General features: G+C 71.6%; 19 protein-coding genes. 14 read left to right on the top strand and 5 right to left on the bottom strand.

The features are described 5' to 3' along the window. The first annotated feature begins 83 nt into the window (after positions 1-83). Positions 84-1,613, top strand: coding sequence for an RtcB family protein (locus tag AB0M79_RS27880; RefSeq protein WP_364218924.1), 1,530 nt, complete (start codon positions 84-86; stop codon positions 1,611-1,613). Positions 1,614-1,701: 88 nt separating this feature from the next. Here the strand turns inward: AB0M79_RS27880 and AB0M79_RS27875 are convergent, their stop codons facing one another. After that, a complete protein-coding gene (locus AB0M79_RS27875; RefSeq protein WP_364218921.1) occupies positions 1,702-2,487 on the bottom strand; it encodes a BTAD domain-containing putative transcriptional regulator in 786 nt (261 codons plus the stop codon). Between the two features lie 147 nt (positions 2,488-2,634). Here AB0M79_RS27875 and AB0M79_RS27870 point away from each other — a divergent pair, with 147 nt between their 5' ends. The 6 genes from AB0M79_RS27870 to AB0M79_RS27845 all read left to right on the top strand — a co-directional run bounded on the left by AB0M79_RS27870 (position 2,635) and on the right by AB0M79_RS27845 (position 9,303). Next, entirely contained in the window at positions 2,635-2,850 is a 216-nt protein-coding gene (locus tag AB0M79_RS27870; protein WP_364218919.1) for a DUF6229 family protein, read from the top strand. 127 nt (positions 2,851-2,977) lie between these two features. After that, complete coding sequence (locus AB0M79_RS27865) at positions 2,978-5,863, top strand: type 2 lanthipeptide synthetase LanM family protein (protein ID WP_364218917.1); 2,886 nt, start codon at positions 2,978-2,980, stop codon at positions 5,861-5,863. Continuing rightward, a complete protein-coding gene (locus AB0M79_RS27860; RefSeq protein WP_364218915.1) occupies positions 5,856-7,730 on the top strand; it encodes an ABC transporter ATP-binding protein in 1,875 nt (624 codons plus the stop codon). Before AB0M79_RS27865 ends, AB0M79_RS27860 begins: the two co-directional genes overlap by 8 nt. 178 nt (positions 7,731-7,908) lie before the next feature. Then, positions 7,909-8,265 (top strand): metalloregulator ArsR/SmtB family transcription factor, encoded by a 357-nt coding sequence (locus AB0M79_RS27855; protein ID WP_357539153.1) that lies wholly within the window; start codon positions 7,909-7,911, stop codon positions 8,263-8,265. Then, a complete protein-coding gene (locus AB0M79_RS27850; RefSeq protein WP_357539154.1) occupies positions 8,262-8,744 on the top strand; it encodes an SRPBCC family protein in 483 nt (160 codons plus the stop codon). The genes AB0M79_RS27855 and AB0M79_RS27850 overlap by 4 nt, the downstream gene beginning before the upstream one ends. Next, the gene (locus tag AB0M79_RS27845) at positions 8,731-9,303 is read left to right on the top strand and encodes a TIGR03086 family metal-binding protein (RefSeq protein ID WP_364218912.1); all 573 of its coding nucleotides are present in this window, start codon (positions 8,731-8,733) and stop codon (positions 9,301-9,303) included. The genes AB0M79_RS27850 and AB0M79_RS27845 overlap by 14 nt, the downstream gene beginning before the upstream one ends. Positions 9,304-9,500: 197 nt before the next feature. Here AB0M79_RS27845 and AB0M79_RS27840 read toward each other — a convergent pair whose 3' ends face one another. The 3 genes from AB0M79_RS27840 to AB0M79_RS27830 are packed head-to-tail and all read right to left on the bottom strand — an operon-like array spanning position 9,501 to position 13,746. After that, positions 9,501-10,463, bottom strand: coding sequence for a hypothetical protein (locus AB0M79_RS27840; RefSeq protein ID WP_364218910.1), 963 nt, complete (start codon positions 10,461-10,463; stop codon positions 9,501-9,503). A 5-nt stretch (positions 10,464-10,468) separates the two neighbouring features. Continuing rightward, positions 10,469-12,682, bottom strand: coding sequence for a glycosyl hydrolase family 28-related protein (locus tag AB0M79_RS27835; RefSeq protein WP_364218908.1), 2,214 nt, complete (start codon positions 12,680-12,682; stop codon positions 10,469-10,471). Between the two features lie 23 nt (positions 12,683-12,705). Then, positions 12,706-13,746 carry a LacI family DNA-binding transcriptional regulator gene (locus tag AB0M79_RS27830; RefSeq protein WP_364218906.1) on the bottom strand — a complete coding sequence of 347 codons (1,041 nt, stop codon included), beginning with the start codon at positions 13,744-13,746 and terminating at the stop codon, positions 12,706-12,708. A gap of 261 nt (positions 13,747-14,007) precedes the next feature. Between AB0M79_RS27830 and AB0M79_RS27825 the strand changes: the two genes are divergently transcribed. From AB0M79_RS27825 to AB0M79_RS27815, 3 genes are all read left to right on the top strand, one after another. Further along, complete coding sequence (locus tag AB0M79_RS27825) at positions 14,008-14,583, top strand: DUF2690 domain-containing protein (protein WP_364218904.1); 576 nt, start codon at positions 14,008-14,010, stop codon at positions 14,581-14,583. Between the two features lie 218 nt (positions 14,584-14,801). Further along, positions 14,802-16,967, top strand: coding sequence for a glycoside hydrolase domain-containing protein (locus AB0M79_RS27820; protein ID WP_364218902.1), 2,166 nt, complete (start codon positions 14,802-14,804; stop codon positions 16,965-16,967). Positions 16,968-16,978: 11 nt separating this feature from the next. After that, complete coding sequence (locus AB0M79_RS27815; protein ID WP_364218900.1) at positions 16,979-17,638, top strand: hypothetical protein; 660 nt, start codon at positions 16,979-16,981, stop codon at positions 17,636-17,638. Positions 17,639-17,727: 89 nt separating this feature from the next. Here the strand turns inward: AB0M79_RS27815 and AB0M79_RS27810 are convergent, their stop codons facing one another. Next, on the bottom strand, positions 17,728-18,849 hold the full coding sequence (locus tag AB0M79_RS27810) for a hypothetical protein (protein ID WP_364218898.1): 1,122 nt from the start codon (positions 18,847-18,849) through the stop codon (positions 17,728-17,730). A gap of 155 nt (positions 18,850-19,004) precedes the next feature. Between AB0M79_RS27810 and AB0M79_RS27805 the strand changes: the two genes are divergently transcribed. The 4 genes from AB0M79_RS27805 to AB0M79_RS27790 all read left to right on the top strand — a co-directional run bounded on the left by AB0M79_RS27805 (position 19,005) and on the right by AB0M79_RS27790 (position 24,295). Then, positions 19,005-19,997, top strand: a complete 993-nt coding sequence (locus AB0M79_RS27805; protein ID WP_364218896.1) for a histone-like nucleoid-structuring protein Lsr2 — start codon at positions 19,005-19,007, stop codon at positions 19,995-19,997. A 14-nt stretch (positions 19,998-20,011) separates the two neighbouring features. Next, positions 20,012-20,503: a UPF0158 family protein gene (locus AB0M79_RS27800; RefSeq protein WP_364218894.1), complete on the top strand. Its 492-nt coding sequence runs from the start codon at positions 20,012-20,014 to the stop codon at positions 20,501-20,503. A 63-nt stretch (positions 20,504-20,566) separates the two neighbouring features. Beyond that, positions 20,567-20,830, top strand: a complete 264-nt coding sequence (locus AB0M79_RS27795; RefSeq protein WP_364218892.1) for a hypothetical protein — start codon at positions 20,567-20,569, stop codon at positions 20,828-20,830. A gap of 180 nt (positions 20,831-21,010) precedes the next feature. After that, the gene (locus tag AB0M79_RS27790; RefSeq protein WP_364218890.1) at positions 21,011-24,295 is read left to right on the top strand and encodes a DUF4132 domain-containing protein; all 3,285 of its coding nucleotides are present in this window, start codon (positions 21,011-21,013) and stop codon (positions 24,293-24,295) included. The last annotated feature ends 368 nt before the right edge of the window (positions 24,296-24,663 follow it).

Below are 24,663 nucleotides of genomic sequence, written 5' to 3'. Positions count from 1 at the left end.
ACCGGTACGACCCGGATCCACACGCGGGCACGATCGCGTGTCGGTTTCCCGTCCCCATTTTCAGCAGCTTTGAAAGGCATTCCATGCCCGCTACCCAGCGGCCGGACCACCGTCTGGTCCGGACCGACGACTCCTGGCTCACCCTGCCCAACCCCGCGAACGTGCCGGTGGAGATCTGCGCCGGTCCCGATGTCCCGATCGAGTCCGCGGCGATCGACGAACTGCTCACGGTGCTGGAAACCACCGACACGCTGCGGGCGCTGGCCAGGGCAACGCCCGGCCTCGACGTCGAGCCCCGCATTGACCGGGTGGTGTGTACCCCGGACTTCCACAAGGGTGCCGGCATTCCGATCGGCACCGTGCTGCGCACCGTCGGCGCCCTCATCCCGCAGGCGGTCGGCAACGACATCAACTGCGGGATGCGGGTCGAGGCCACTGACATCACCGTCGACCGGCTGCGTCCGCACCTGGACACCCTCGAGCGACGGCTGCGCCACCTGTTCTTCGAGGGCGGACGCCGTATCGGCCTGACCGCGACGCAGCGGGAAGGGCTGCTGCGCGACGGGCTGCCCGGTCTGCTTGCCGGCGGTGTCCCGACCGGCGCCGACGGCGCCTGGCGGCAGGTCCGCCCGGACGATACGGCCGACCTCGACGGACGGCTCCACGCGACCGGATTCCCGGTCGGGTCCGCGGCCGGGTTCCGTGACTGGATCACCAGCGGCGGCGGGACGAGCTACGACAGCATCATCGGCAGCATCGGCGGGGGCAACCACTTCGCCGAACTGCAGTACGTGTCGGCGATCCACGACGGTGCGGCCGCGCACGCCTGGGGCCTGGCACCCGGCCGGGTCGTGCTGATGGTGCACAGTGGCTCCCTGTCGCTGGGGCATCAGGCCAACGCCACCGGCCAGGACCAGGCCCGCGCCGTCTGGCCGCGCGGCGTACCGATGCCGAACAACCGGATCCTGCCGATGCTGCTCGACGAAGCCGGCGCACCGCGGCGTGAGCGTTACCTGACCGCGTTCGCCAACGCGGCCAACTTCGCGATCGGCAACCGCTTCTTTCTGGCGATGATGCTGCGCGCCGGCCTCGCCGACGTGGTCGGGGAAATCGGCTCCCGGCTGGTCTACGACGCGCCGCACAACCTGCTCTGGCCCCATGACGACGGCACCGTCGTGCACCGCAAGGGCGCCACCCCGGCGGGCGGGATCACCGACCACGCGCACCGCGGCCCCGAGCTGTGGGGCGAGCCGGTCATCGTTCCCGGCTCCATGGGCGCACCCAGCTACCTGCTGCGCGGGCTCGGCGAAACCCGCGCGTTGGGTAGCGCCTGCCACGGCGCCGGCCGTCGGGTTCCGCGTGGTGCGGCGGCCCGTGGCAACGACGCCGAACTGGACGACTTCCTCCGCGAGTTCCGGGTCGTCACCCCGCTCGACCACCGTGACCCGGCCATCGCCGCCCGGCGGGACATCGTCGACGCCTGGCGCCGCGACCTGAAACAGGAAGCGCCGTGGGCGTACAAGGATGTCGGGCCGGTCGTCGACAGCCTCCGACGGGCGGACGTTGCCCGGCCCGTTGCCGAACTTCAGCCGGTTCTGACCGTGAAGGGCTGACCGGCGTCGTGCCGGTGATCCCTTCGGCCCGCAGCAGGGTTCGACCGGACCACCGGCGCGGCGGTCCGGTCAGCCGACCAGGGCATGGTCAGGCGGGCCGGTCGAGCGGATCCGGGCCGGTCAGGTCGAGGGCGGGATCGTGCCGCAGCACGGCGACGTGGAGTCGTTTCAGCTCCGGCGCCGGGTCGACGCCCAACTCGGTGGACAGCCAGACCCGGCGCTTGTGGTAGACGCTGGCCGCCTCGGCGCTACGCCCGGCGCGGTGCAACGCGAGCATCACCGCCACCGTCAGCCGGTCCCGGGTCGGGTGTGTGGCCGACAGGGCCATCAGTTCGTCCGCGATGGACGTGTGGTTGCCCAGTCGCAGCTCGGCCTCGTAGAGATCTTCGGCGGCGGTCAGCCGGGCCGACTCGAGGCTGCCCAACAGCGGGTCCGTCGGGCCGGCCGGCGACCACCCGCCCAGGACCGGTCCGCGCCACAGGTCGAGTGCCTGCCGCAACACGTCCCGTACCTGCGGGTCGGAGCCGATCCTGCGGGAGGAGGAGACCAGCTCGAAGAACCGGTGGGCGTCCACCATCCGTTTCGGGATCCGCAGCGTGTACCCGTCGTCGCCCGTGGCTATCGCCCGGTGGGCCGTGCCGCCACCGAGCGCCCGCAGCGCGGCCCGCAACTCCGACAGACGGCTGTGCAGGACGGCCCGCGGGCGGGCGGGTGGCCGGTCGCCCCACAACAGCTCGATCAGCCGCCCGCTCGACACATTGCGGTTGGCCTCGATGGCGAGGACGCCCAGGATCAACCGGTGTTGCCGCTTGGCGAGGCGAACCGGAGCGCCGTGGATGACCACCTCGACCGGTCCCAGGACCCGTACTTCCAATAGAGCTCCCGACGGTAAGAGACCTGCCACCCAAAGTAATGGCCAGGTCAGGACACGGGAACCGTCCGGGAAGCCGGGGGGAAGGACCCGGCAAGCGCGCAGTCGAAGAATCGCATGTATCGATCAACCAGTGAAGGAGAGATGATCATGCCGACCACCACACTGCCCGATCTTGACCGGCTGCCGACGCCGGACCACATCACCCGGTGGTTGACGGACACGCCGGTCGACGGCTGGGAGAACCCGGCCGGCCCGCTGTTCACCGGCGGCGACTACGCCCTGCAGGAGATCACCATGACCCAGCGGTGCCTGGCCACCCGCTGCAGCTCCTGCACCGGCTCCCGACCCGTTCTGTGCTGCTGACCCGAACATGACCGATACCTCGGCTCCGCGGGCACCCCGCGCAACCGGCACCGCGACGACGGCGTCGAACCCCACGACGGGCCCCGCGGCGGGGGTATCGAACCGGGCGACGGCAAGTTTCGACCCGGTGCTGGACCGCCTGATCGCGCCGGAGGCCGGTCGGTTGGCGGCCCAGCTCCGGGTTGTTCCGGACCTGGGCGCCGACGAGCAGGCGGTGATCCTCGCCGCCGCGACCCGGGCGTGGCGGAACTCCGTACGACCGAAGGTGACCCGGACACTGGTGCTGGAGGTCTACGCCGCCCGGGCCGGTGGCCGGCTGGCGGGCCCCGATCCGCGGTCCCGGTGGGAGCACTGGCTGGAACTGGCCACCACGGACGGCTTCTGGCCGTCGATCGACGACCGCTACCCGACCCTGCGCCCGCGCCTGGACCGGGTCCTGGCGGGCGGCCGCCGCGCGGCGGCGACATTCGCGCACCGGTTCGCCGCGGACCGGTCCGCGCTGCACGCGGTACTGCCGTCGGGTGATCCGACGCTGCTCGACCTCGACTTCGGCTCGGGCGACACCCACCGCGGCGGGCAGACGGTCGCGATGGTCCGGTGCGCCGCCGGCCCGGTCGTCTACAAGCCGCGTCCCCTGCACGTCGACGCGGAGCTGGCCGGGCTCGTCGCCCGCCTGCTGCCCGACGAGCCGCCGGCCACCCGGATCCGGGTGCCCACCGTCGTGGTCCGCGACGGGTACGGCTGGGCCGCCCATGAGGCCCACCGGTACTGCGGTACCGAGGAGGAACTGCACGCGTTCTACCGGGGACTCGGCCACTGGGCCGCGGTGATGCGGATGCTCGGCGGCAGCGACCTGCACGCGGAAAACCTCATCGCGGTCGGACCGGTGCCGGTGATCGTCGACTGCGAGACCCTGTTCACGCCGCAACCGCCGCTCCTGCCGTCGGGGTACGGTCTGGCCAGCGACCGGGCCGGCCGCGCCCTGAGCTCGTCGGTGCTGGGAACCGGACTGCTGCCCGGGCGTGGTGTCGCGCTGGCGTGGCGTGGCCTGGACCCGTCCGGTGCCGGCGGGCTGCGGGGCGAGCAGCCGACGGTGCGGGTGCCGGTCCTCGTCGACGAGGGCACCGACCAGGTCCGGGTCGGCTTCGCCGAACTCGAGGCCCCCGAGGCCGCCAACCAGCCGAGCCCCGAGCCCGTCCTGGCCCGCTACTGGGGCGACGTCTGCGACGCCTTCGACGAGTTGACCGACCGGCTGCGGAGCCTGGACCGGCGTGGCCGGCTCGAGCCGCTGCTGGCCGGGTTCACCGGCTGCGAGGTGCGGTACGTCCGCCGCAACACCGAGACGTACGCCGAACTGGCCCGGATGCTGTGGCATCCGGCGTCGCTGTTCGACGAGCCGGCCGCCCGGGCCAGGGCCACCGACCTGCTGGCCCGCCACGCAAGAAACGACGCGGAGGCACCCGACGATCCCGACGTCATCGCCGCCGAGGTCGCCGACCTGCTCGTCGGGGACATCCCGATGTTCACGTCGGCCGCCGACCCGGACCTGATCGCGGGCACGCTGCGCCGCTGGCGCGGAGCCGATCCGGAACTGGACGGCCAGGTACTGCGGTCGACCCTCATCAGCGCCTATCTGAACGAGGCTCCGCCCGCGCCGGCCGGTCCACCGCTGATCCCGCGGCAGGTCCGTGCGGAGGATCTCGACCGCCGCCGACGGGCGCTCGCCGCCGAGGTCGTCCGTACGCTGCTCGCCACCGCCGTCCGGGCGCAGGACGGTACCGCCACCTGGATCGCGCCGGTCCTCACCGCCGGCTCCGGGTGGGCGGTGCAGCCGCTGACGCCCGACATGTACCTCGGTACCGTCGGTATCGCGGTCCTGCTCGCCGCCTACGACAACGAGGTCCGGGCGGGGCGGGCCGACCCGGTCGACGGTGCCGCCGAGCTGCTCGATGCCGTACTGGCGACCATGCGCGCCGACGAGGACCGGGCTGAGGCCGACCGGGGCTCCGGCATCCCGATCCGTCCGGAACCCTCGGGCGGCTACCTCGGACTCGGCGCCCGGATCTGGGGCTGGCTGCTGCTGCGCCGGCTCGGCCGCGGCGACGCAGGCCTTGCCGGCGCGGGCCGCTCCGGCGCCGGGGAACACGGCACGAGCGACGAGGCGCTGCGCCGCGCCCAGGCCCTCGCCGCGCTGCTGCCCGCCGCCGTACGGGCGGACGAGGCGTACGACCTGCTGCGCGGGCCGGCCGGCGCGATCGTTCCGTTGCTACGACTGGCCGAGATCGACGGTGACCCCCGATGGCCGGCGACGGCCGCCGCGATCGGCGAGCACCTGCGGGCCGCCGCCCGCCGGGCCGACGGAGACCCGGCGGCCGTGTGGTGGCCGGGGCCGTTCGCCACCGACGGCCTGGGCGGGGTGTCCCACGGCGCCACCGGCATCGGCTGGGCACTGTCCCACCTCGCCGGGTGCGGCGATCTGGCGGCGGCGGCGTTCCGGTACGAGGAGTCGCTCTACGACCCCGGCCTGCCGGGCTGGCTGGACATGCGCAAGCCGGAGCGGCCGACCGACGCGGCGGCGTGGTGCCACGGGGCGGTCGGCATCGGCATCGTCGCCGCCGACCGATGGCGACGCGCCCCCGACCCGGGGACCCGGCAACGGTGGGCCGACATGCTGCGCCGGGCCGCGGCGGCGAGCTGGCCGGCGGGCATGGGCGCCAACCACACCCTCTGCCACGGCGAACTCGGCACCTGGGAACTGCTGCGGGTGGCGATCGACGCCGGCGTCGCCCCCTCCGATGTGGGCCGCGCTGAGCTCGACGCCCGAGTGCTCACCGGGATGGAGGAGTTCGGGGCGGTCGCCGGCCCGAACCGTGACGCGTTCCGGCCGGGGTTGCTGCTCGGCCTCGGCGGCATCGGCTACCAACTGCTGCGCATGCATCCCGGGTGCCGCCTGCCCTCCGTCCTGCTTCCCGATCCCGGCCCGCCGAACCGGATCGGGCCCACCGATGGATGATGTGGCCGCGCCGTACTGGCGCCTGGAGACACCGACCGACCGGATGGGGCCGTGGCAGGTCATCCGGGGGATGCCGGCGGCGATCGGACCCGCCGTCCGGCTGATCCGGCAGGCGGCGCCCCGCGCCGCCTGGACCGTCGTCACCCTCCACCTCGCCGCCGGCGTCGCGACCACGTACGGGCTCGTCGCCACGGCCGGGGTGCTGGAGCGGCTCTTCGCGGCCGGGCCGACCGGGGCCCGGTTGGCGTCGGCCGCGCCCGCCCTCGCCCTCGTCGTGCTCGCCTTCGCCGGCCGCGCCGGCCTGGAGATCGTGGCGACGCTGGCGCAGGCGCGGATCGCCCCGGCGGTGCGCCGCCTCGCCGACGAGCGGCTGGTGGCGGCCGGCCTGTCGGTGGAACTGACCGCGTTCGACGACCAGCGGTTCCTCGACCGCATGTTCCGGGCCCGCGACCGCGGCCTGCTCTACCTGCAACGCGTCGTCGAGAACCTGGTCGAGGTGATCGGAGCGGTGCTGGCCGTCACCGCGGCCGCGGTCAGCCTGACCGTGCTGCATCCGGTGCTGCTGCCCGTACTCCTGGTGACCGTACTTCCGGACGGGTGGGCCGCGTTGCGGGCGGCCCGACTCGGCTATGCCAGCAATGCCCGGCTCGTCGCGCTGAACCGCAGGGTGGCGATGGTGACCGACCTCGCCACGGAACGGCAGCCGGCCGCGGAGGTCCGCGCGACCCAGGCCCAGGGCAGCGTCCTCCTGCGGTACCGGGAGGCGGCCGACCTGGTCCGCGACGAGGAGGTCGCCGTCGCGTCAGCACAGGTCAGGGTCCGGGCGCGGGGCCGACTGCTCGCCGGCGTCGCTCTCGGCGGCGTCTTCGCGGCCCTGTGGCTGCTGCTCGACGCCGGCTGGATCCCGCTCGCCGTCGCCGGTACGGCGCTGATCGCCACCCGGACCGCCGTCGCCGCGCTGGCCCGCCTGGTACGCGCCGCCGACCAACTCTTCGAGCAGGGCCTGTACGTCGCCGACTTCCACGCGTTCCTCGCCGACGCGGCCACCCGGGCCCGTCCGGCGACGGGGCCGCCGGCGCCGGCCGCACCGCAACGGATCGAGCTACGCGACGTCGGCTTCCACTATCCGGGTTCCCGGCTGGTGCTGCGGGGAGTCGACCTGACCCTGCACGCGGGCCAGACGGTGGCGCTCGTCGGCGAGAACGGCTCCGGCAAGACCACCCTCGCGAAGATCATCGCAGGTCTGTACCGTCCCACCACCGGATCGCTGACGTGGGACGGCACGGACCTGACCGACCTGCATCCGGACACCGTCGCCGACCGGGTGATGATGGTGCTGCAGGATCCGGTCCGCTGGCCCGACTCGGCCCGGGTGAACGTCCGGATGGGACGTTTCGACCGCGCCGACCCGGACGACCGGGCCCTGCGGCAGGCGGCCCGCGAGGCACTGGCCGACGAGGTCGTCGACTCCCTTCCCCAGGGCTGGGACACGCTGTTGACCACCGCGTTCCGCGGCGGCGTGGACCTGTCCGGCGGCCAGTGGCAACGGCTCGCGGTGGCCCGCGGCCTGTTCCGCGACGCACCCGTGTTGATCTGGGACGAGCCGACCGCCCCGCTGGACGCCCGGTCCGAGTACGCGGTCTACGAGGCACTGCGCCGCCTGGCCGCGGGCCGTACGGTCGTCCTGATCACGCACCGGTTGGCCAGCGTCCGCAACTGCGACCAGATCTACCTGCTCCACGAGGGCGAGATCGTCGAGCGGGGCAGCCACCACGAGCTGCTCACGCTCGGCGGCCGGTACGCCGAACTGTCCCACCTGCAGGCCCGGATGGCCGAGGACCCGTGGCTCTCGCTGCCGCACCGCTGACCCGGCTCGCCGCCTGATTGCCGCAGGGGTCAAACCAGGCAGGTCGCCTTCAGCCGAACCCACCCGTTTGTCCACCCCGCCGCTGAGCAGGACTTTCAATGCGACGGTTGACGAAGTCATGAACGCGATCTAACGTCAGTTTCAACCAGATGGTTGAAACTGCTCGGAAGAGGTGGAGATGACGGCGGACGGGCTGTCCCGGATCTTCGCGGCACTCGCGGAACCGACCAGGCGTGACATGGTGACGCGGCTGGCGGCCGGCGACGCGACCGTGCACCAGCTCGCCGAGCCGTACCAGATTTCGCTGCAAGCGGTCTACAAGCACCTGAAGGTGCTCGAGGACGCCGGGGTGGTGAGCCGGCCGCCGGGGCCTCAGCCTCGGCCGGTGCGGTTGGAGGTGGAGGTCTTCGACCTGATGGACAGGTGGATCGAGCGCTACCGGCGCCAGGCGGAGGAGCGTTACCGCCGCTTGGACGAGGTCATCGCGCAACTGAACGAGACCGGCAACGACCAGCAGGAGGGAACCGCGGCATGAGCACCATCGCCGAAACCAGGATCGAGGCCGACCCGAACGTGCCGATCATTCGGATCGTGCGCGAGTTCGCGGGCACGCCCGAGCAGCTGTTCCGGGCGCACACGGATCCCGAGCTGTTCGCGCGGTGGATCGGCCCGAGTTCCTTGCGGACGCGCATCGAGGAGTGGGACGCGCGCTCCGGCGGCAGCTGGCGGTTCGTGTCCAGTCGAGATGGGGAAGAGTACGCGTTTCGCGGCTGCTTCCACGAGGTCCGGCCGGACCGCATCGTGCAGACGTTCACCTACGAAGGCGACCCCGACGGTGTGGCTCTGGAGACGCTGTGGTTCGAGGACCTCGGCAACGGCCGGACCCGGCTGCGCACCCAGTCCCTTGTGGATAGTTTCGAGGGTCGGGACGCATGGCTGAGGAGCGGCATGGAGGTCGGGGTCAACGAGGGCTACACGAAGCTCGAGGAGATGCTCGCCGATGGCACTGCCTGACCGGCCCGCCGAGCGGCACCGGGAGATCAGTCGGGTGTTCACCGACCGCGTCCGGGGTGCCCGGTCGTGGGACGTGTCCTCGCCGGTCACCGGGTGGACCGCCCGGGACGTGGTGCGTCACCTGACGCAGTGGTTTCCCGCGTTTCTGGCCGCCGGCAGCGGCAGACAACTGCCGGGCGGACCGAGCGTCGACAACGATCCGGTCGGCGCGTGGCAGGCACAGTGCCAGGCCGTACAGGCGCTGCTCGACGACCCGGCGACCGCCGACCTGGTTCTGAGCAACCCACATCTCGGCGAGGTGCCGCTGGACCGCGCGATCGACCAGTTCTACACCGCCGACGTGTTCATGCACACCTGGGACCTCGCCCGGGCCACCGGCCAGGACGATCGGCTCGACTCCGATTTCTGCGCCGAGCTGCTGGCTGGGATGGAGCCGATCGAGCAGGTCATGCGGTCGTCCGGGCAGTTCGGGGCCCGAATGCCGGTGCGAGACGACGCCGACGCGCAGACCAGGTTGCTCGGCTTCATCGGCCGGGACCCGGACTGGACGCCACGTTGACGGCGACGACCTCGACCGGATACGCCGCGTCGGGGCCCGCTACGACCCCGGCGCCGTCGTCACCCGCTGACCCGTGACCACCGCCCCGACTCCTCGAAAGTGGCGCGGCCTTCGACGACGGCCGACGCGCCTGCCCCCCGTGGCCGACTTCCGGCCCGCTTGTGACCGGGAGGGCTGGCCGGCGCGAGGGTCCGGTGTCACGGTCCCGGCGGGTTGAAGTAGGGGTCGGCGGCGAAGCCGGCGAAGGCGCGCTGCGCGGGTCCGCCGTCGGGGACGGTGACCCGCCAACGGTTGTCGACGTCGTCGCCGTCGCGGTGGAAGTAGAGGAACGCCTTCAGGTTGGGGTAGTCACTCTTGATCACAGCCCGGGTGGTGTCGAGCCACGCGGCCTGGACGGGCGCCACGTCGTCGCGGTGCACGCCGGTCTCGCCGACCATGAACGGTTTGCCGTGCGCGACGGCGAAGGCGTGCGCGGTGTCGAACATGAGGTCGAACGGCCGGTAGTCGTAGTCGGGCTTGTCCGGCTTCGGCCGGGCGTAGCCGTCGGCGGCGATCCAGTCGACGTGGTCGTCGCCGGGATAGAACGGCTCGGCCTTGAACGTCTCCCGGTACGCCCGCCAGGTCGGACACCACACGAACGCCACGTTCGGCGCCTGCGCGAACTTGCCGTGCACGTACCGCCAGGTGTCCCGAAACAGTGCCGTGTCGGTGTAGCGCAGGTCGAACTCCCAGGTGAAGCGCAGGAACACGGCGGCGTCGAGGCCCGCCAGAAGCTGGGCCTGGCCGTCGATCTCGGCGTCGTGCACACCGTCGACGATCTGGCGGAGGCGTGCCTCGTTGCCGGCTCCCCAGGAGATCATCGGGATGCGCCCGGCGGCGATGTCCTGCTGGATGCGGGTCAGCGGTGCCCCGGTCCCCGCGTGCTGGAAGCTGTGGTTGATCCGCAGCCCGTGGCCGATCTTCGATTCCAGTGCCTCCGGTTGGGAGACGCCGGTGTCGTTGCCGGCGTACACGTAGGCGCCGAAGTGGGCGCCGGAGGCGGGGACGAGGTCGGCGGCGACGGCGGCGGCCGTCCCCGCCACGGCCGGGCTGGCGCCGCCCGCGTACGCCCCGATGGCGGCACCTCCGGCGAGGGTGAGCAGACCGCGACGACTGATCATCGCGGTCACCGGATCTCGATCAGCGTGAACTCGAGTTCGGGCACCGAACGCCCGGTGTGGTGGTCGGTGACCGCCACCCCCCACTGCGTGAACTCCGGGGTCTTGTCCCGGTAGCCGCGGTTGCCGCGCAGTTCGATCCGCTTGCTGTTGCGGACGCTGACCCCGTACGGGTGCGGACCGAGGACGGTCGCCACCCGGAACAGCACCGAGTTGGCGAACAGCAGGTCGCTGGAGTCCTCGATCTCGACCGCCTGCGACCGCCACCCGTACAGGTGGTCCTCGGTCTGCAGGCCGAGGAACTGCCACCGGGACACGTCGCGCAGCACCACCTCGCGGGTCTCGTGGTGCTCGACGGAGACCTCGTACACCCGGGTCGGAACCTTGGTGTCCTCGACGAGCAGTCCGTTGTCGGCCCAGCCGTTGACGCTCCAGACGTTGGCGAGCACGCCCCCGCCGCCGCGGACCCAGATGCCGTACTTGTGGGCGCCCCGGTAGGTGTAGCCGGGGTCGCCGGAGGCGACGTCGGCCGGGTGCCACTTGACGAACTGCGTGGTGACGTCGGCCAGGTAGGAGCCGGTTCCGGACTGCCACAGCAGGTTCACCGAGCCGGCGGTCTGCTGTGCGGTGTCCAGGCCGATGCCGGTCACGGTGTTGCGGCCGCCGCGGGGTGTCGCGACCAGGGGGCGTGGCTTGCCCGGGTTACTGAAGTTCGGGTGCCCGTCGGCGGCCAGCAGCCAGGTCTGCCTGGGATGCAGGCCGATCAGGTTCGTCGTCCGGCGTAGGTGCAGCGTGTCGCTGAACAGGTACTGGCCGATCGGGACGAAGACGGTGTCGTGGCGGTCGACGGCCGCCTGGAAGACCTCGAGGTCGTCGGCGCCGGTGCCGATGCTGCGTCCCATCTCGGCGGCGACATCGGCGACGCTGACCCAGGTGCGGGTCGGTGGCAGGGCGGGCACGTCGGTTTGCAGCGTGCGTCGCACCTGGGCTGCGGGCGCGGCCCCGGCGAGGTCGGCGTGTACGCCGTCGGCGCGCTTCTCGTGCCGGCTCAACGCCCGCTCCACCCGCAGCCCGTACGTCAGCTCGCGGATGCGGGTCGACGCCGACCGGGTGCTCGTGCGGTGGCCGCTCTGGGCGAGTAGGAGCAGGTCCCGGGTGCCGGCGGCGGTGCAGTCGAGCAGCGTCAGCTGGTTGCTGTACCGGATCAGGTCGTTGTCGGCGCCGGGGATGGTGTCGCTGTCGTTGAGTACGACCGCCACATCGCGGACGTCCTGGAAGTGGGAGTCCTGGATGTAGAGGTGCTGCCACTGCCCCTGCGCGCTCTCGAAGGCGCGCGACATGCCGTCGAAGGCGGTGCGGACCACGACGAGCTTGGCGTCGTTGAACATCACCACGCCGGCGCGGCGTTGCCCGGTGAACCGGCAGTCCAGCAGTGTGGTCTGCCAGCCGGCCGAGGCCGCGTACGCGTGCAGGCCGATCTCGCCGCCGGTCACCCGTACCCGCTGGATGATGTTCGCGTTGTGGTCGATGCCGGTGTGGCCGTCGCCGACGTCGATGTCCATGTCCTGCAGCAGGCACAGTTGCGCGCCGCCGAACCGTACGGCGACCGCGTCGGTGTTGCCCGGGCCGATGCGGATGTCGACGTTGACCAGCGCGGAGCCGAACGTGTCGTTGTTCGCGTACGCGATCGGGCCGCCGACCGGGCGGCGGCGGAAGGCGAAGATGTCCCTGATCGTTCCGGTGGCGTACCCGGGGGTGTGCGCACCCAGGAGGAACAGCGGGCGGCGGGCGCCGACGCCGACGACGCGTACGGAGTCGTAGACGTTGACCGGGGTGGAGAGCCGGTAGGTGCCCTGCGGCACGAGGACGACCCCGCCGCCGTCGCCGTGCGGGAAGTTTCGTGCGCCGCCGAGGATGTCGCCGAGCTTGTTGGCGATGCCGCGGCGGGACGCCTCGTCGATGGCGGCCTGCAACGCCTGCGTGTCGTCGCCGACGCCGTCGGCGTGCGTGTCGAATCCGGGGGAGCCGAGCACGACGGCGGTGGGGTCGTGCGGCGGGGTGGTGATGACGGACCCGAACCCGGTCGGGTCCCAGTGGGTGGCGGTGGGGGCTGTGGCGGTGCCGGGGACCGCCGAGGCGATGTCGGGAAGCAGGGGTGTGGCGGCGAGGCCGACACCGGCGGCGACGAGGCGTCGCCGGGACAGTCGGGGGGAGTTGTCCACTGTCAGGGTTCCTTTCGCGGCAGTCAGTTGGGGGCCGGGGCGCAGACGGTCTGCCCGGTCTCGACGCGGCAGGGGAGCAGCCGGTGGCGATCGGTGTCGCCGTGGCCCCCGATGAGTTCGACCAGCAGTCGGAGGGCCTGGGCGCCCATCTCCTCGCGTGGGATGCGGAATCCCGACCAGTTCAGGCCGCTGTGCGCGGCGCTGTCGACCGCGATCTCGGGCTGGCCCAGGATCGCGATCGACAGGTCCGCCGGCACCGTGAGTCCTCGTCGGGCGGCGGCGGTGCGGAGCCCTTCCGCGCGGTGTGCCTCGGCGAGTACGAGTCCGGTCAGGCGGTTGTCGAGCACGACGTCGAGGATCTCGTCGGGGGTGAGGTCCGCGGGATCGAAGGAGGTGGGTCGCAGGCCGGCGTCGCGCATCGCGGCCCGGTAGCCGGTGAGCCGGTCGAGGATCGACTCGCGGTCGCTGAGTTCGCCGACGAAGCCGATCCGTTCGTGGCCCTGGGCGAGGAACAGGCGTACGACGTCGTGTGTGGCCCGTACGTAGTCGGCGCCGACGTAGGGCAGGTCCGCGTTGTTCGGCAGCTGGCGGCGGCCGACGAAGACGAACGGGAGGCCGTCGTCGAGGAGGTGGACGAGTTCCTGCTTGTCCTCGCTGTGGCCGAGCAGCAGGCAGCCGTCGGTGATGCCGAGGTGGGCGCGGGCCTTGCCGGAGAGCCGGCGGCGGCCGTGCTCGACCTGCGCGCTGGTGAACAGCAGCAGGTCGCATCCCCACTGTTCGGCCTCGCCTTCGATGCCGATGAGGAACGGGTGGTAGAAGTCGCCACCTCCACGGGGGAAGACCGGTTCGTAGGTGAAGACGCCGACGATCTGGTTGCGGCCGCCCGCCAGGCGCTGCGCGACCGGGTTGGCCGAGTAGTTGGTCTTGTTGATCGCGTCGAGCACCCGTCGGCGGGTGTCGTCGCCGACGCGGTTGCCGTCGCCCTTGAGTACCAGCGAGACGGTCGCCTGGCTTACGCCGGCCAGGCGTGCCACGTCGGCCTGGGTTGCTCGACCCGCTCCCATGAGACTCCTTGTTATGCGTATAACTACTCAGGTCCGCCGATCGAGGTAGGCGAGGCGGTGGAGCGATCTTGTTGCATCTCAAGATCTATGTCAAGGGTGTTACGAACTCGGGTCCAGCCGGTCATGCGAATAACGAACCGGGTCTCGCTGCCGACCAGGGACATGTTGCGGGAGAGGTCGGGCGCTCCGGACCACCTGCCCGTGCCTCGGCGCCTGCGCGCCGACCGTGGTCCGTTCCGGCCCGGTACCACGCGCGCGATCATGCATCAACAGCCGTTGCATCCGCCTTCGAAGGCGCAAGGTGTCGTCGTCGCGCCGAACGCGGTCCATACGCTGCGCTCCATGCAGACCGTATCCACGGAAACAGTGAAGTCGCCGATGGCGCGAGAACCGAAGCGGCGGGCCCTGAGCCGATGGCTCGTGGTGCTGCTCGTGGCGGCGGTGGCCGGCACGACGGGCACACTGGTGCCGGCGCGGCCCGCCCTCGCCGGCAAGGTCGAAGCCGGATGCTGGGGCGACTGGTGTTCTGGCCGGGACCCGGAGGAGACGAGGTGTTCGGCCGATGCCTACACCGTTGCCTCGGCCGGCATCCCCTGGTCGGGCGGCCTCGAGGTCGAGTTGCGGTGGTCGCCGACCTGTCAGACGAACTGGGCGAGGGTGAACTACGGTGCCTTCTCGTTCGTTCGGGCAGTTCAGTCGGGGACCGGCTACACACAGGACTACAGCGCGACCAACGGCACCTACTGGTGGAGCCGAATGATCTATTCGCCTGACCGGTGCGTGAAGGCCAGCACGGCCTCGGTGCTCTACACCCAGGTCGACACGTGGTGCGTGTAGCGACGCCGACAACATCGAGAGATTTACATCGCTGCTGACTGTCCGTACGATTGGCGCTACTCGATCAAGCTCCGGCCCTGGTCCCCAGCCTGCCTGGCGGGCCGGCCGCACAGCCACCGACCACCCTTCGGCCCGGCGGAACGATCGCCACCACGGTCCGACTCGTCCGCCGATGAGCACGCGACACATCGCCACGACGCCAGCAGTACGGGGGAAGAATGCCGGTAACGATCCGTCCGCGCGCCACCTGGGGTCAGTACGTCTCCGAGCCACGGCGGGCGCACGCCTCCGCGGCCCCGGTGCCGACCACCGGGCGCGAATGGGACCCCGTCGGGGGAGTCTTCATCCACCACCGTGGACCCTTCAACCCGTTCGCCCGCAGCTACGACACCGAGGAGGACTGCCAGCGGGACATCGCCGAGATCTACGAGTCGCACTGGAACAGCGCCGACTTCGACGGCGACATCGGCTACAACTTCCTCGTCTGCCAGCACGGCAACATCTACCAGGGCCGAGGATACGAGCGGGGCGAGGCCAACTCCGGCACCGCCCCCAGGATCGACGGGCTCGGCCGCAACGCCGGCTTCTACTCCATCTGCGCGCTGATGCGCTCGAACCACTACGCGGCCGAGCCGCTGCTGCGCGCCTTCCGGTCGCTCATCGACCACCTGCGCAACGAGGCACCCAGACGCACCGGCCCGCGCATCCTGCCGCACTCGTACCAACACGGCGAGACCGAATGCCCCGGCAACCTCACCATGTACGCCCGGGCCGGGTCGACGATCGACCCCGCCGTCGCGTGGTCCGGCCTTGCCGACATCCACATCTACCGGGCGCAGCAGTGGGCGAACATCACCTACGCCAACGCGCCCGGATACCTCAGGTGTCCGGAGGACGGGCGGACCGGCTGGTCGACGGTCCTGTCCCTCACCCAGGGCCTCCAGCACGAACTCGGCATCTCCCCGACGGTACAGAACTTCGGTCCGGGCACCTTCAACGCGGTCCGCGCCCGCAACCTGCTCCCGCAGCAGGAGTTCCGGGCCAACCTGATCCGGATCTACAACGGCGCGCTGTGGTGCAAGGGCTACTGGACGTCCACCGAGCAGGGGACCTGGAGCGGTGACTCGCAGGCCGCGATCGAGCAGTTGTACGCCGACGCCGGACTGTCGTACTCGAACCAGACGATGCGGCACGCGATGTGGCCGCACGTCCTCAAGGCGATGCTGCGGATGGACCAGTTCCAGCTCGTGCCCGGCGGCGACGCCAACATCCAGGCCATCCAGCGGCGGCTGAACTCCCGGTACGTCGCCGGGATCGGGATCCCCGCGATGGGCCTGGTGCCCTGCGACGGGATCTACTCCCGCGACGTCCAGCAGGGTCTCATGATGGCCATCCAGCACGAGATCGGCATCCCGTCCGCCTCGATCAACGGATACTTCGGCCCCGGCACCCAGACGGGACTGCGGACAGTCGGCTCCGGCACCCTCACCGGCGACCTGCGCTACCTGTTCCGCTCGGCCTGCTACTTCAACTCGCCCACCGTGTCACCCGACAACCCCGGGACACCGCTGGGCTACCGGCCCGAGGACATCGGCACCGACACCGCCACCAGCACCCACCTGAACTGGTTGCGGGCATTCCAGCGGTTCTCCCAGATCCCGGTGACCGGCACCAACGACTACACGACCTGGGCGCAGCTGCTGGTCTCCTCCGGCGACACCGACCGGCCGGCCACCGGCTGCGACTGCATCACCGAGATCACCGCGACCCGGGGCGGGCAACTCGTCGCCGCGGGCTACCGGATCGTCGGCCGTTACCTCGACGAGCACCTTCCCCCCGGCGACCCGTTCTACCTCGGCAAAGCCCTCAAACCGACCGAGCCGCAGACCATCCTCGACGCCGGGCTGCGCCTCTACCCGATCTTCCAGTACAACGGCACCCAGCTGATGAACTTCACCTACGAGAAGGGGTACGACCAGGGCCGGGCCGCCCACCACAAGGCCGTCGGGTACCGCCTTCCCGCCGGCACCTGCATCTACTTCGCGGTCGACTACGACGCCCTCGACGCCGAGATCGACAGCAACGTCCGGCCGTACTTCGAGGGGGTCAGGACCGCCCTGACCGAGCTGGGCAACCGCTACTTCTTCGGCGTCTACGGCTCGCGCAACGTGTGCAACCGGATCTCGCGGGAGGTCGGCGCCCGCTGGTCGTTCGTCTCCGGCATGTCGTGGGGCTTCTCCGGCAACCTCGGCTTCCCGCTGCCGGCGAACTGGTCCTTCAACCAGATCCGGGAGTACGAATTCCGGCCCGGCTGGGGACTGGACCACAACGTCTGGCGCGACGGGTCCGATCCCGGCGTCACCACCCTGGACAACGGCGAGTGAGGAGAGTTCCGATGGTCACCAGACGAAGCCTGCTCGGTGCGGCGTCGGCGGGCGTCGGCGTACTCGCCCTGACGCCCGGCACCGGCGCCCACGCCGCCGTCACCGGCGAGTGGACCCGAGGCGTGTCCGCCAACGGCTGGCCGATCGATCCGAAGGCGATCACCGACCACCGGGTCGAGGGATCGTCGACCTCGGTGGCCCTGCGTGCGGGCCCGGCCGCCGTCGTGCTGCTGCACGTCGCCCGCCGCTGGCACTACGAGATCGCCCCGCTCGACACCGGCGAGGGAGGCGGGATCACCGGCCACGTCACCAGTCGGGTCGTCGGCGCGGACTTCGAGTCCAACCACCTGTCCGGCACGGCCGTCGCCTTGCACCCGACCGCGTATCCGCTCGGCGGCAGCGAGGGACTCTGGCCGCACCACGAGGTGATCGTGCGGGACATCCTGCTCGACTGTGACGGCACGGTCGTCTGGGGCGGCGACCTGCGGCCGTCGAAGTTCTCCCACTTCCACCTCGTCGCCAGGCCCGACGACAGGGCACTGTCCCGGGTCGCCGCGGCCCTCGACACCGGTGTGCGGGTCGGGTCGCGGTCGCAGAGCGCCGGCACCGTCGCCGACCCGGCGACCCCGGACCGCCGGGAGAGAGCCCGCCGGCTGCCCCGCCCGCGCTGACCCGGGTGGCGGCCAGCGGCCGCGAGGGTGACAAGTCCTTCGTTTCGTGTGGCGGCTGGTTCATACGGCTCGCCGCCGTCCGGTCGGCGCTATTCGTGCAGTCCGACTCGCACATGCGCGGCGAGGCGGTCGCTGAGGACGGTGAGCCGGGGCAGATGGCTGCTGGCGTACCAGTCGGACTTCTGTCCGCGTAGCAGTTGTTCGCCGTGTTCGTGCCAGGTCGTGGCGGGTTTGCCGGTGGCAGCCCGCAGGACACGATCGGCGTTGTCGGGGTAGCGGGCAGCGAGCCGCTGCAGCGGGACCGGGTCGACGGTGTCATCGTGCAGGTACGCCCGGACGATCTCCTTGTACCGGCGGCGGCGCATGAGATCGGGGTCAGCGAAGGCCTGCTCGGCGAGGGCGTAGTCGGCGTACATGCCGAGGCCGGTCTGCGGGTCGTAGATCACGCCGACGGTCTCGGCCGAGTAGTCGAGCCAGTCCAGGTCGGTCGGCGGGGCGGTGCCGGGTTCGCCGGAGTAGGCGTCCCAGTACCCGCGTATGGCCTTGTCGACCTCGTCCACGCCGAGGGTGACCTCGTCGCTGCCGAAGTGCGCGACGAACGCGGCGTGTTGGGCGCGTTGCAGCTCCCACGCGCGGGCCAGGCGCTGCGGGTTGTAAAAGACGAGTGCGGGCTGCTCGGTCGCGAGCCGGATCGCCGCACCGTAGGCGCTGGCCCGGTCCTGGGCGGAGTAGCGGGCGGTAGCGCCGCTGAGCAGCCAGTCGTCGTGCACGGGCACGATGCGGCTGCCGATGAACGAGCCTGGCGGCATTTTGTCGAAGATCGGCTCATCGGTGTTGGCGCGGATGCGGTAGGGCAGGTCGTCGACGAGATTCACGGTGTGCAGGACAGGGCCGTCGCGCCCGGTCACCTCGAAGACGCCCTCACGTACGTCACGCCAGCCAAGGAGGAACTCGCGTTCGGCCTCGGGGAGTGCGGGATGGGCTTCGACGAACAGGTCGATGACGGTGCGCCCGTCGTGCAGGCGGTGCTGCTGGACGAACCAGTCGAAGAAGTTCGACAGTTCGCCCTCGTCCTCCACGACGACGACCCGTCCGAACCGGGCTCTGATCTCCTGCCGGAACGCGCGGTCGAAGCGCGGCTTGCGCGCATAGTCGAGCAGTTCACGCTTCAGCGTCACACTGCGCCGCACCAACTCGTCGATCGATGACACAGGCTGCCCTCCGCAGGAGGAGCCTATGCCCGACCCATGACATGCCGCGCGCGAGGGCGGGTGGTCGCCTCTTCACAGCTCCGGCGATCGGCGCCGCATGATCCCGTCACCCAGTCGGCGGGGAACCCGCGGGTCGGCTGAGCAACACTGGACGCGTGGAGTTGCTGATCGCCAGGAACCCGGACGAGGCATCGACCCTGCCGTACCTGCTGAAGGTGCCGTTGGGCGACGGACTGGTCTTCCGGGCGCGCGACACGTGGCCGCGGACAACGGCGGTGTACCTGCACCCGGTCTGGGCCGACGAGTGGCCCGACACCCCGGAGATCGTCGAGCGGGTGCCCGTGCGGTCGTGCGTGCGCCGGGGTGCGGCGATCGACCTGGTCCTCGACCGCGGCCGGGAGAACCGGTCACAGATCGTCTACACGACCGCGCGAGGCCGCGAGGTGGTGTTCTGGCAGTCTCCGCGCACCCGCAAGCAGGCCAGGCCACAGGTGAACACGCCCACCGCCCGCGCCGCCGGGCTGGCCGATCTGCCGGTGGTCGTCGACTCGCACGAGCGGTACGCCTACACGTTCGCCGACAAACCCGTCACGGTCACCCGGCGGGCACTGCGCTGCGGCGACTACGGCCTGGAACACCAGGGCCGACTGGTGGCCGCGGTGGAGCGCAAGAGCCTGGCTGATCTGGTCGCCTCGTTGACGTCCGGGAAGTTGAAGTTCGCGCTCGCGGACCTGGCCGCGCTGCCCCGGGCCGCGCTGGTGGTCGAGGATCGCTACTCGCGGGTGTACGCGTTGACGCGGGTGCGGCCGGCGGTGGTGGCCGACGGCCTGGCCGAGGTGCAGGTGGCCTGGCCCAACGTGCCCATCGTCTTCTGCGAGACCCGCAAGCTCGCCGAGGAGTGGACGTACCGCTTCCTTGCCGCCGCCCACGTCTGGGCCGTCGGCGAGGCGCCCGCCGTGCGGGCAGGGAACGGGCCCACACCTGCCACCACTGCCGCGCCGGTCGGGTCGCAGCCGTCGACCAGGCAGATTCGTGCCTGGGCGCGGCTCAACGGCATCAACGTGCCCGACCGCGGTCGGTTGCGCCCGGAGGTGATCCAGGCCTGGCACGACGCTCACCCGTCCCCGACGACGCCCGAGACAGATTGAACAGGAGACCGCCCGTGCTGAAGATTGCGGACCTCGACCTCGACGAGCTCGTCACGGCGCTGCAGAGCCAGGACGGCTATGAGCAGTTCTGGCTCATCGACCCCGTGACCGGCGAGATCACGTTCGGGTCTTCGGACCTCGACCCGGATCCGGACCTCGACGACTGCGACCTGGTCCGGATCGATCCGCTGCCGTCGCGCGTGTGGTATCGGGACATGGCGGACTTCACCGACGGGATCGCCGACGAGCGGGCCGGGGACAGGTTGGCCCGTGCGATCCAGGGCCGGGGGGCGTTCCGCCGATTCAAGGACGAACTCCACGACGAGTACCCGCACCTGCTCCAGCTGTGGCACGGCTTCTCGGGCCGGCGAGCCATCCGCCGGGCCGTCGAATGGCTCGCCGACAACTCTTTGGTCGACGTCGCAGACGCGGACCGTTTCCTGGCCGACCTTCCTGACCTCGACCTGTCCGGGACGAGTCGAACCGCCCGCCCCACCGAGGTATAGGTGCCGCCCCGGGGACCGCGGTGGAGCGGCACCGAACTCGATGCTCTGATAGAGCTCGCGACCGTGGATGCGTACGACAACGATGACCAGCTCACCGGCCTGTACACCATGCTTGAGGAGCACCTGGCGCTGCCCTTCACCACCGAGGTGCTGGGTGTCGCGGTCTCGGTCGACCGGATCGACCTGACCGACGACGGCCGGATCGTCGCCGTGTGCAAGCGAGCCGGGATACGCCAGGCGATCGGCATCCTGGACCTGCCGCTGCCGGACCCCGCTCCGACCGGCAGCCAGTGGATCGCGGCATACCGGCGGTGGGCACGACGCTGACCCCGGCGGCGACGGCGTTGCCGGCTGACGCCGAAAGCACCGAGGCGGTGTCCTGGATGGTGCGGGCAGGGGTGCCGGCCGGGACGCCGCCACCAGGTCCCAGGTGGCCGGGAAGCAGGCCCGGTTCTGTCGGTGGTCGTCGCTACCGTGTCGCCCGGTCGCACAGGGAGGCGTACGGGGATGACCGACGAGGACCAGCTGGTGATACCGCGGGCGTGGTACCGCAGCATCCATCCGCGTCGCGGCGGCGCGCCGGTCGGCTACGAGCCGGATCCGGACTGGCAGAACGCGCTTCGCAGGCTCGTCGCGCAGCGCCCGTCGGTGCGTGACGCTCTGCGGCACCACCACACCCCCGCCGAGGTGGCGTCGGCCGGGCTGGCATGGTTCGACGAGACCGGCGAGCAGACGCCGTTGGGTGCCGCGGCGGTCGCGACGGCGCTGATCGCGTTCGCCGACCGGCGCGACCCCGACTACCAGCCGATCGCCGACGCCTGGATCGGCCGGCACGGACTGATGTTCGCCGTGCGGGCGGCGGCGGAGCTGGCCGGGCTGGGCTACGGCGGTTGGTCGCGTTCGGGACCGGTCCACCGGGACCGCGAGGGTGGCGAGGTGGTCGGGAGTCACTGGCTCGCACGTGGCCACGAGCAGGTCCTCGGCCGGGTACGGGCAGCGCTGGCGTGGGAGTCCACCGACGAGTACACGGCGGCGGTCGCGGCGCTGTCGGGGTATCGCGACGGGTCGCTGCGGCAGCGGATCGTCACCTCGTTCCTCGTCCCGGGCCGGGAGGACTGGGTCGACGCGGACGTCCGTGCCCTGGTCGGGATCGAGGACTCCTCGGCGCTGTTGTTGCTCGCCTCGGCCACCACGGTCGCCCAGGTACACCTGATCGAGGATGCCCTCGCGGTGTCGGTCCGGGCCGCGCTGTTCTCGTCGCGGATGCTCCACACGGTCGCGGAAGGGCTCGGTGCCGCCGGCGCGGACCTGTTCGTGCACTGGCTGGACGACTTCTACGCCGACGCCGCCACCCGCTGGGTGCTGCTGTCAGTGGTCGCGGCCCTGCCCGGTGACCACCCGTTCCAGCTGCTGTTGAACAGGCTGAACGACAGGCATGTGGCCGCTGCCGTCGTGGCGGCCGCCGACCGGTTCCCGCACCGGGCGCTGCGGCTGCTCGCCACGGCCCCGAAGACCGACGATCTGCTGCGCCGACACCTGCTGCGGCATCCCGGCCTCGCCGACGAGTTGCCGCCCGGCCTGCCCGCCGCGGCATCCGCCCGGATCCACGCCGCCAGGGCAGTGCCGACCGAACCGACGGCACCCGCGCAGTCCCTGCCCGTACTTCTGGTCACGCCCCCGTGGACGGTGCGGCGCAAGACGCCCCGACCGGTGGTCCTGACCGGATTGCGCTGCGCCGACGAGCCCGAGTTCCATCCGGACCTCGCCGACCGGGTTCGAATCGATCCGGTCGACCTGCGCCACGATGTCAACCCGGCCCTGGTCAAGGCGCAGATCCGGTCCGGGACCGCCGAGGACTGGCAGGCCCGGCACGTGCTGGAGACCGAAGCGCCGCAGATCGCCGTACAGCTGTTGGCGGTCTGGCGCCCGCGCGAGCTGTGGGGGCTTGCCTGGTGGCTGCCCCGCCTGACGACCCGGTTCGGTGTGGACGCCTACCCGCTGGTGCTCGACATCGCCCGGCGCAGCCCGGCCGAGGCCGGCCCGCAGCTGGCGCGGTTCACCAGCCCGGACATCGCGCTGCTGATGGCCGACTGGCTGGCCCGGCTGAAGACCGTACACAAACTCGCCCTCGCGTGGCTGCGCCGCCACCCGGCGGCGGCCGCGCGGGCCCTCGTCCCGGTGGCCCTGTCGAAGCCGGGAGTTGCCCGCCGGCAGGCCGAGCGGGCGTTCGTCGCGATCGCCGGGGCCGGGCACCGGGACACCGTGCTGGCCGCCGCCGCGTCCTACGGCCCGCCGGCCGCCGCCGCGATCACCGACCTGCTCGACGCCGACCCGCTCGACGGGTTCCCGGCGCGGATCCCGCGACTGCCCGACTGGGTCGACGTGGCCACGATGCCTCCCGTCCGGCTGCGTGACGGCACCGGCGTGCTGTCCCCCGACGCGGCCGGGCACGTCGTCACGATGCTCGCGATCTCCAAGCCGGACGAGCCGTACGCGGGGCTGCCCGTGGTCGTTGGCGCGTGCACCCCGGACAGCCTCGCCGCGTTCGCGTGGGAACTGCTGGAGCGCTGGCTGCGGGCCGACGCAGCGCCCGCGCACGGGTGGACGCTGAACGCGCAGGCCCTGCTCGGCGACGACACCACCGCCGGACGTCTCGGCGCCGTGGTGCGGCGATGGCCCCACGAGGGCGCCCACCAGCGCACCGCGGCCGGCCTGGACGCACTCGCCCGGCTCGGCACCGAGGCGGCGCTGCTGCAGTTGCACAGCATCGCCACCACGGTGAAGGCGAAGGCGGTCCGCGCCCGGGCGACGGCGAACCTGCAGGAGGCGGCCCAGCAGCGCGGCCTGTCGGCTGAGCAGCTCGCGGACCGGCTCGTGCCCGATCTCGGCCTCGGCCCGGACGGCACCCTCGTGCTCGACTACGGTCCCCGCCGGTTCGTCGTGCGCCTCGACGAGCAGCTCAGGCCGCTGATCACCGATGGGGACGGCAGCCACCGTAAGGGGCTGCCGAAGCCCGCCGCGGCCGACGACCCGCAGCTGGCCGCCGCAGCGCTGGACCGGTTCGCCGCGCTGCGCCAGGGGCTGCGCGCGTTCACCAGACAGGTGCACCGCCTGGAGAAGGCGATGGTGCGCCAGCGGCGCTGGACCGGTGCCGAGTTCCGGCAACTGCTGGTGGACCATCCGGTGCTCGGCCGGGTGGTGCCGAGGCTGGTCTGGGCGCTGTTCAAACCGTCGGGCGAGGTTGTCGGTGCGTTGCGGGTCGCCGAGGACCGTACGTTCGCCGATCTCGACGACGAGACGATCACGGTCGCCGACGATGCGTGTGTCGGCGTCGCCCACCCCGTGCAGCTCGGCGCCGACGTGTCCACCTGGGCCGACCTGTTCGACGACTATCAGCTGCTGCAGCCGTTTCCGCAGCTCGGACGTGAGGTTCATGGGTTGACCGTCGATGAACGGTCGGCGGTCCGGCTGGCCCGGTTCGACGGTGTCAAGGCGTCGACGGTCAGGCTGCTCGCGCTGGAACGGCGGGGTTGGCGGCGCAGCGGCGAGGACGGCGGCCGCCAGCATCGGATGGAGTGCGACCTGCCCGACGGCGGTCGGATCGTCGTCGCGCTCGTCCCGGGCATCATGATGGGGGCTCCGGACCATCATCCGGAGCAGACGTTCGAGGACGTGTGGATCTGTCGCGCCGGCGGTGACGAGTGGCGTGACCCGCATGACGTTACGTTCGGGGAACTCGATCCGGTCTCGGCCTCCGAGTTGCTGCGTGACCTGACCGAGGCGACAGGCTGACGCGAGGCGCTCGAGGCAGCCGGACGGCCCGCGAGGCGGCAACCACGTCGATCTAGGACACACCGGCCGGCGGGCTGGCGACACTCGTCCCGGCGGGGTCTGTGATCAGGTCGTGGTGACGGCCGGGAAGCCGGCGGTGAGGGCGGCCATCGCGCGGCGGATCCGGGTGTCGGCCGCCGGGCCGCTCGCACCGGTCGGCGCGACGTGGTGCAGCACCCCGACCACCGCCAGGGCCAGTGCCTGCGTGTCGGTGTCGGCAGCAGGTCCGGGGCTACTGCCAACGCCTTGACACAGAGAGATTCCGCTAGATCCACAGGCCGCGGGGTGGGACGGCACGCCGTCCCACCCCGGTACCGGTGCTTCCGTGC

The sequence above is a fragment of the Polymorphospora sp. NPDC051019 genome (assembly GCF_040683055.1).
GTDB classification, from domain to species: domain Bacteria; phylum Actinomycetota; class Actinomycetes; order Mycobacteriales; family Micromonosporaceae; genus Polymorphospora; species Polymorphospora lycopeni.
This window is presented reverse-complemented; position numbering and strand designations above follow the sequence as displayed.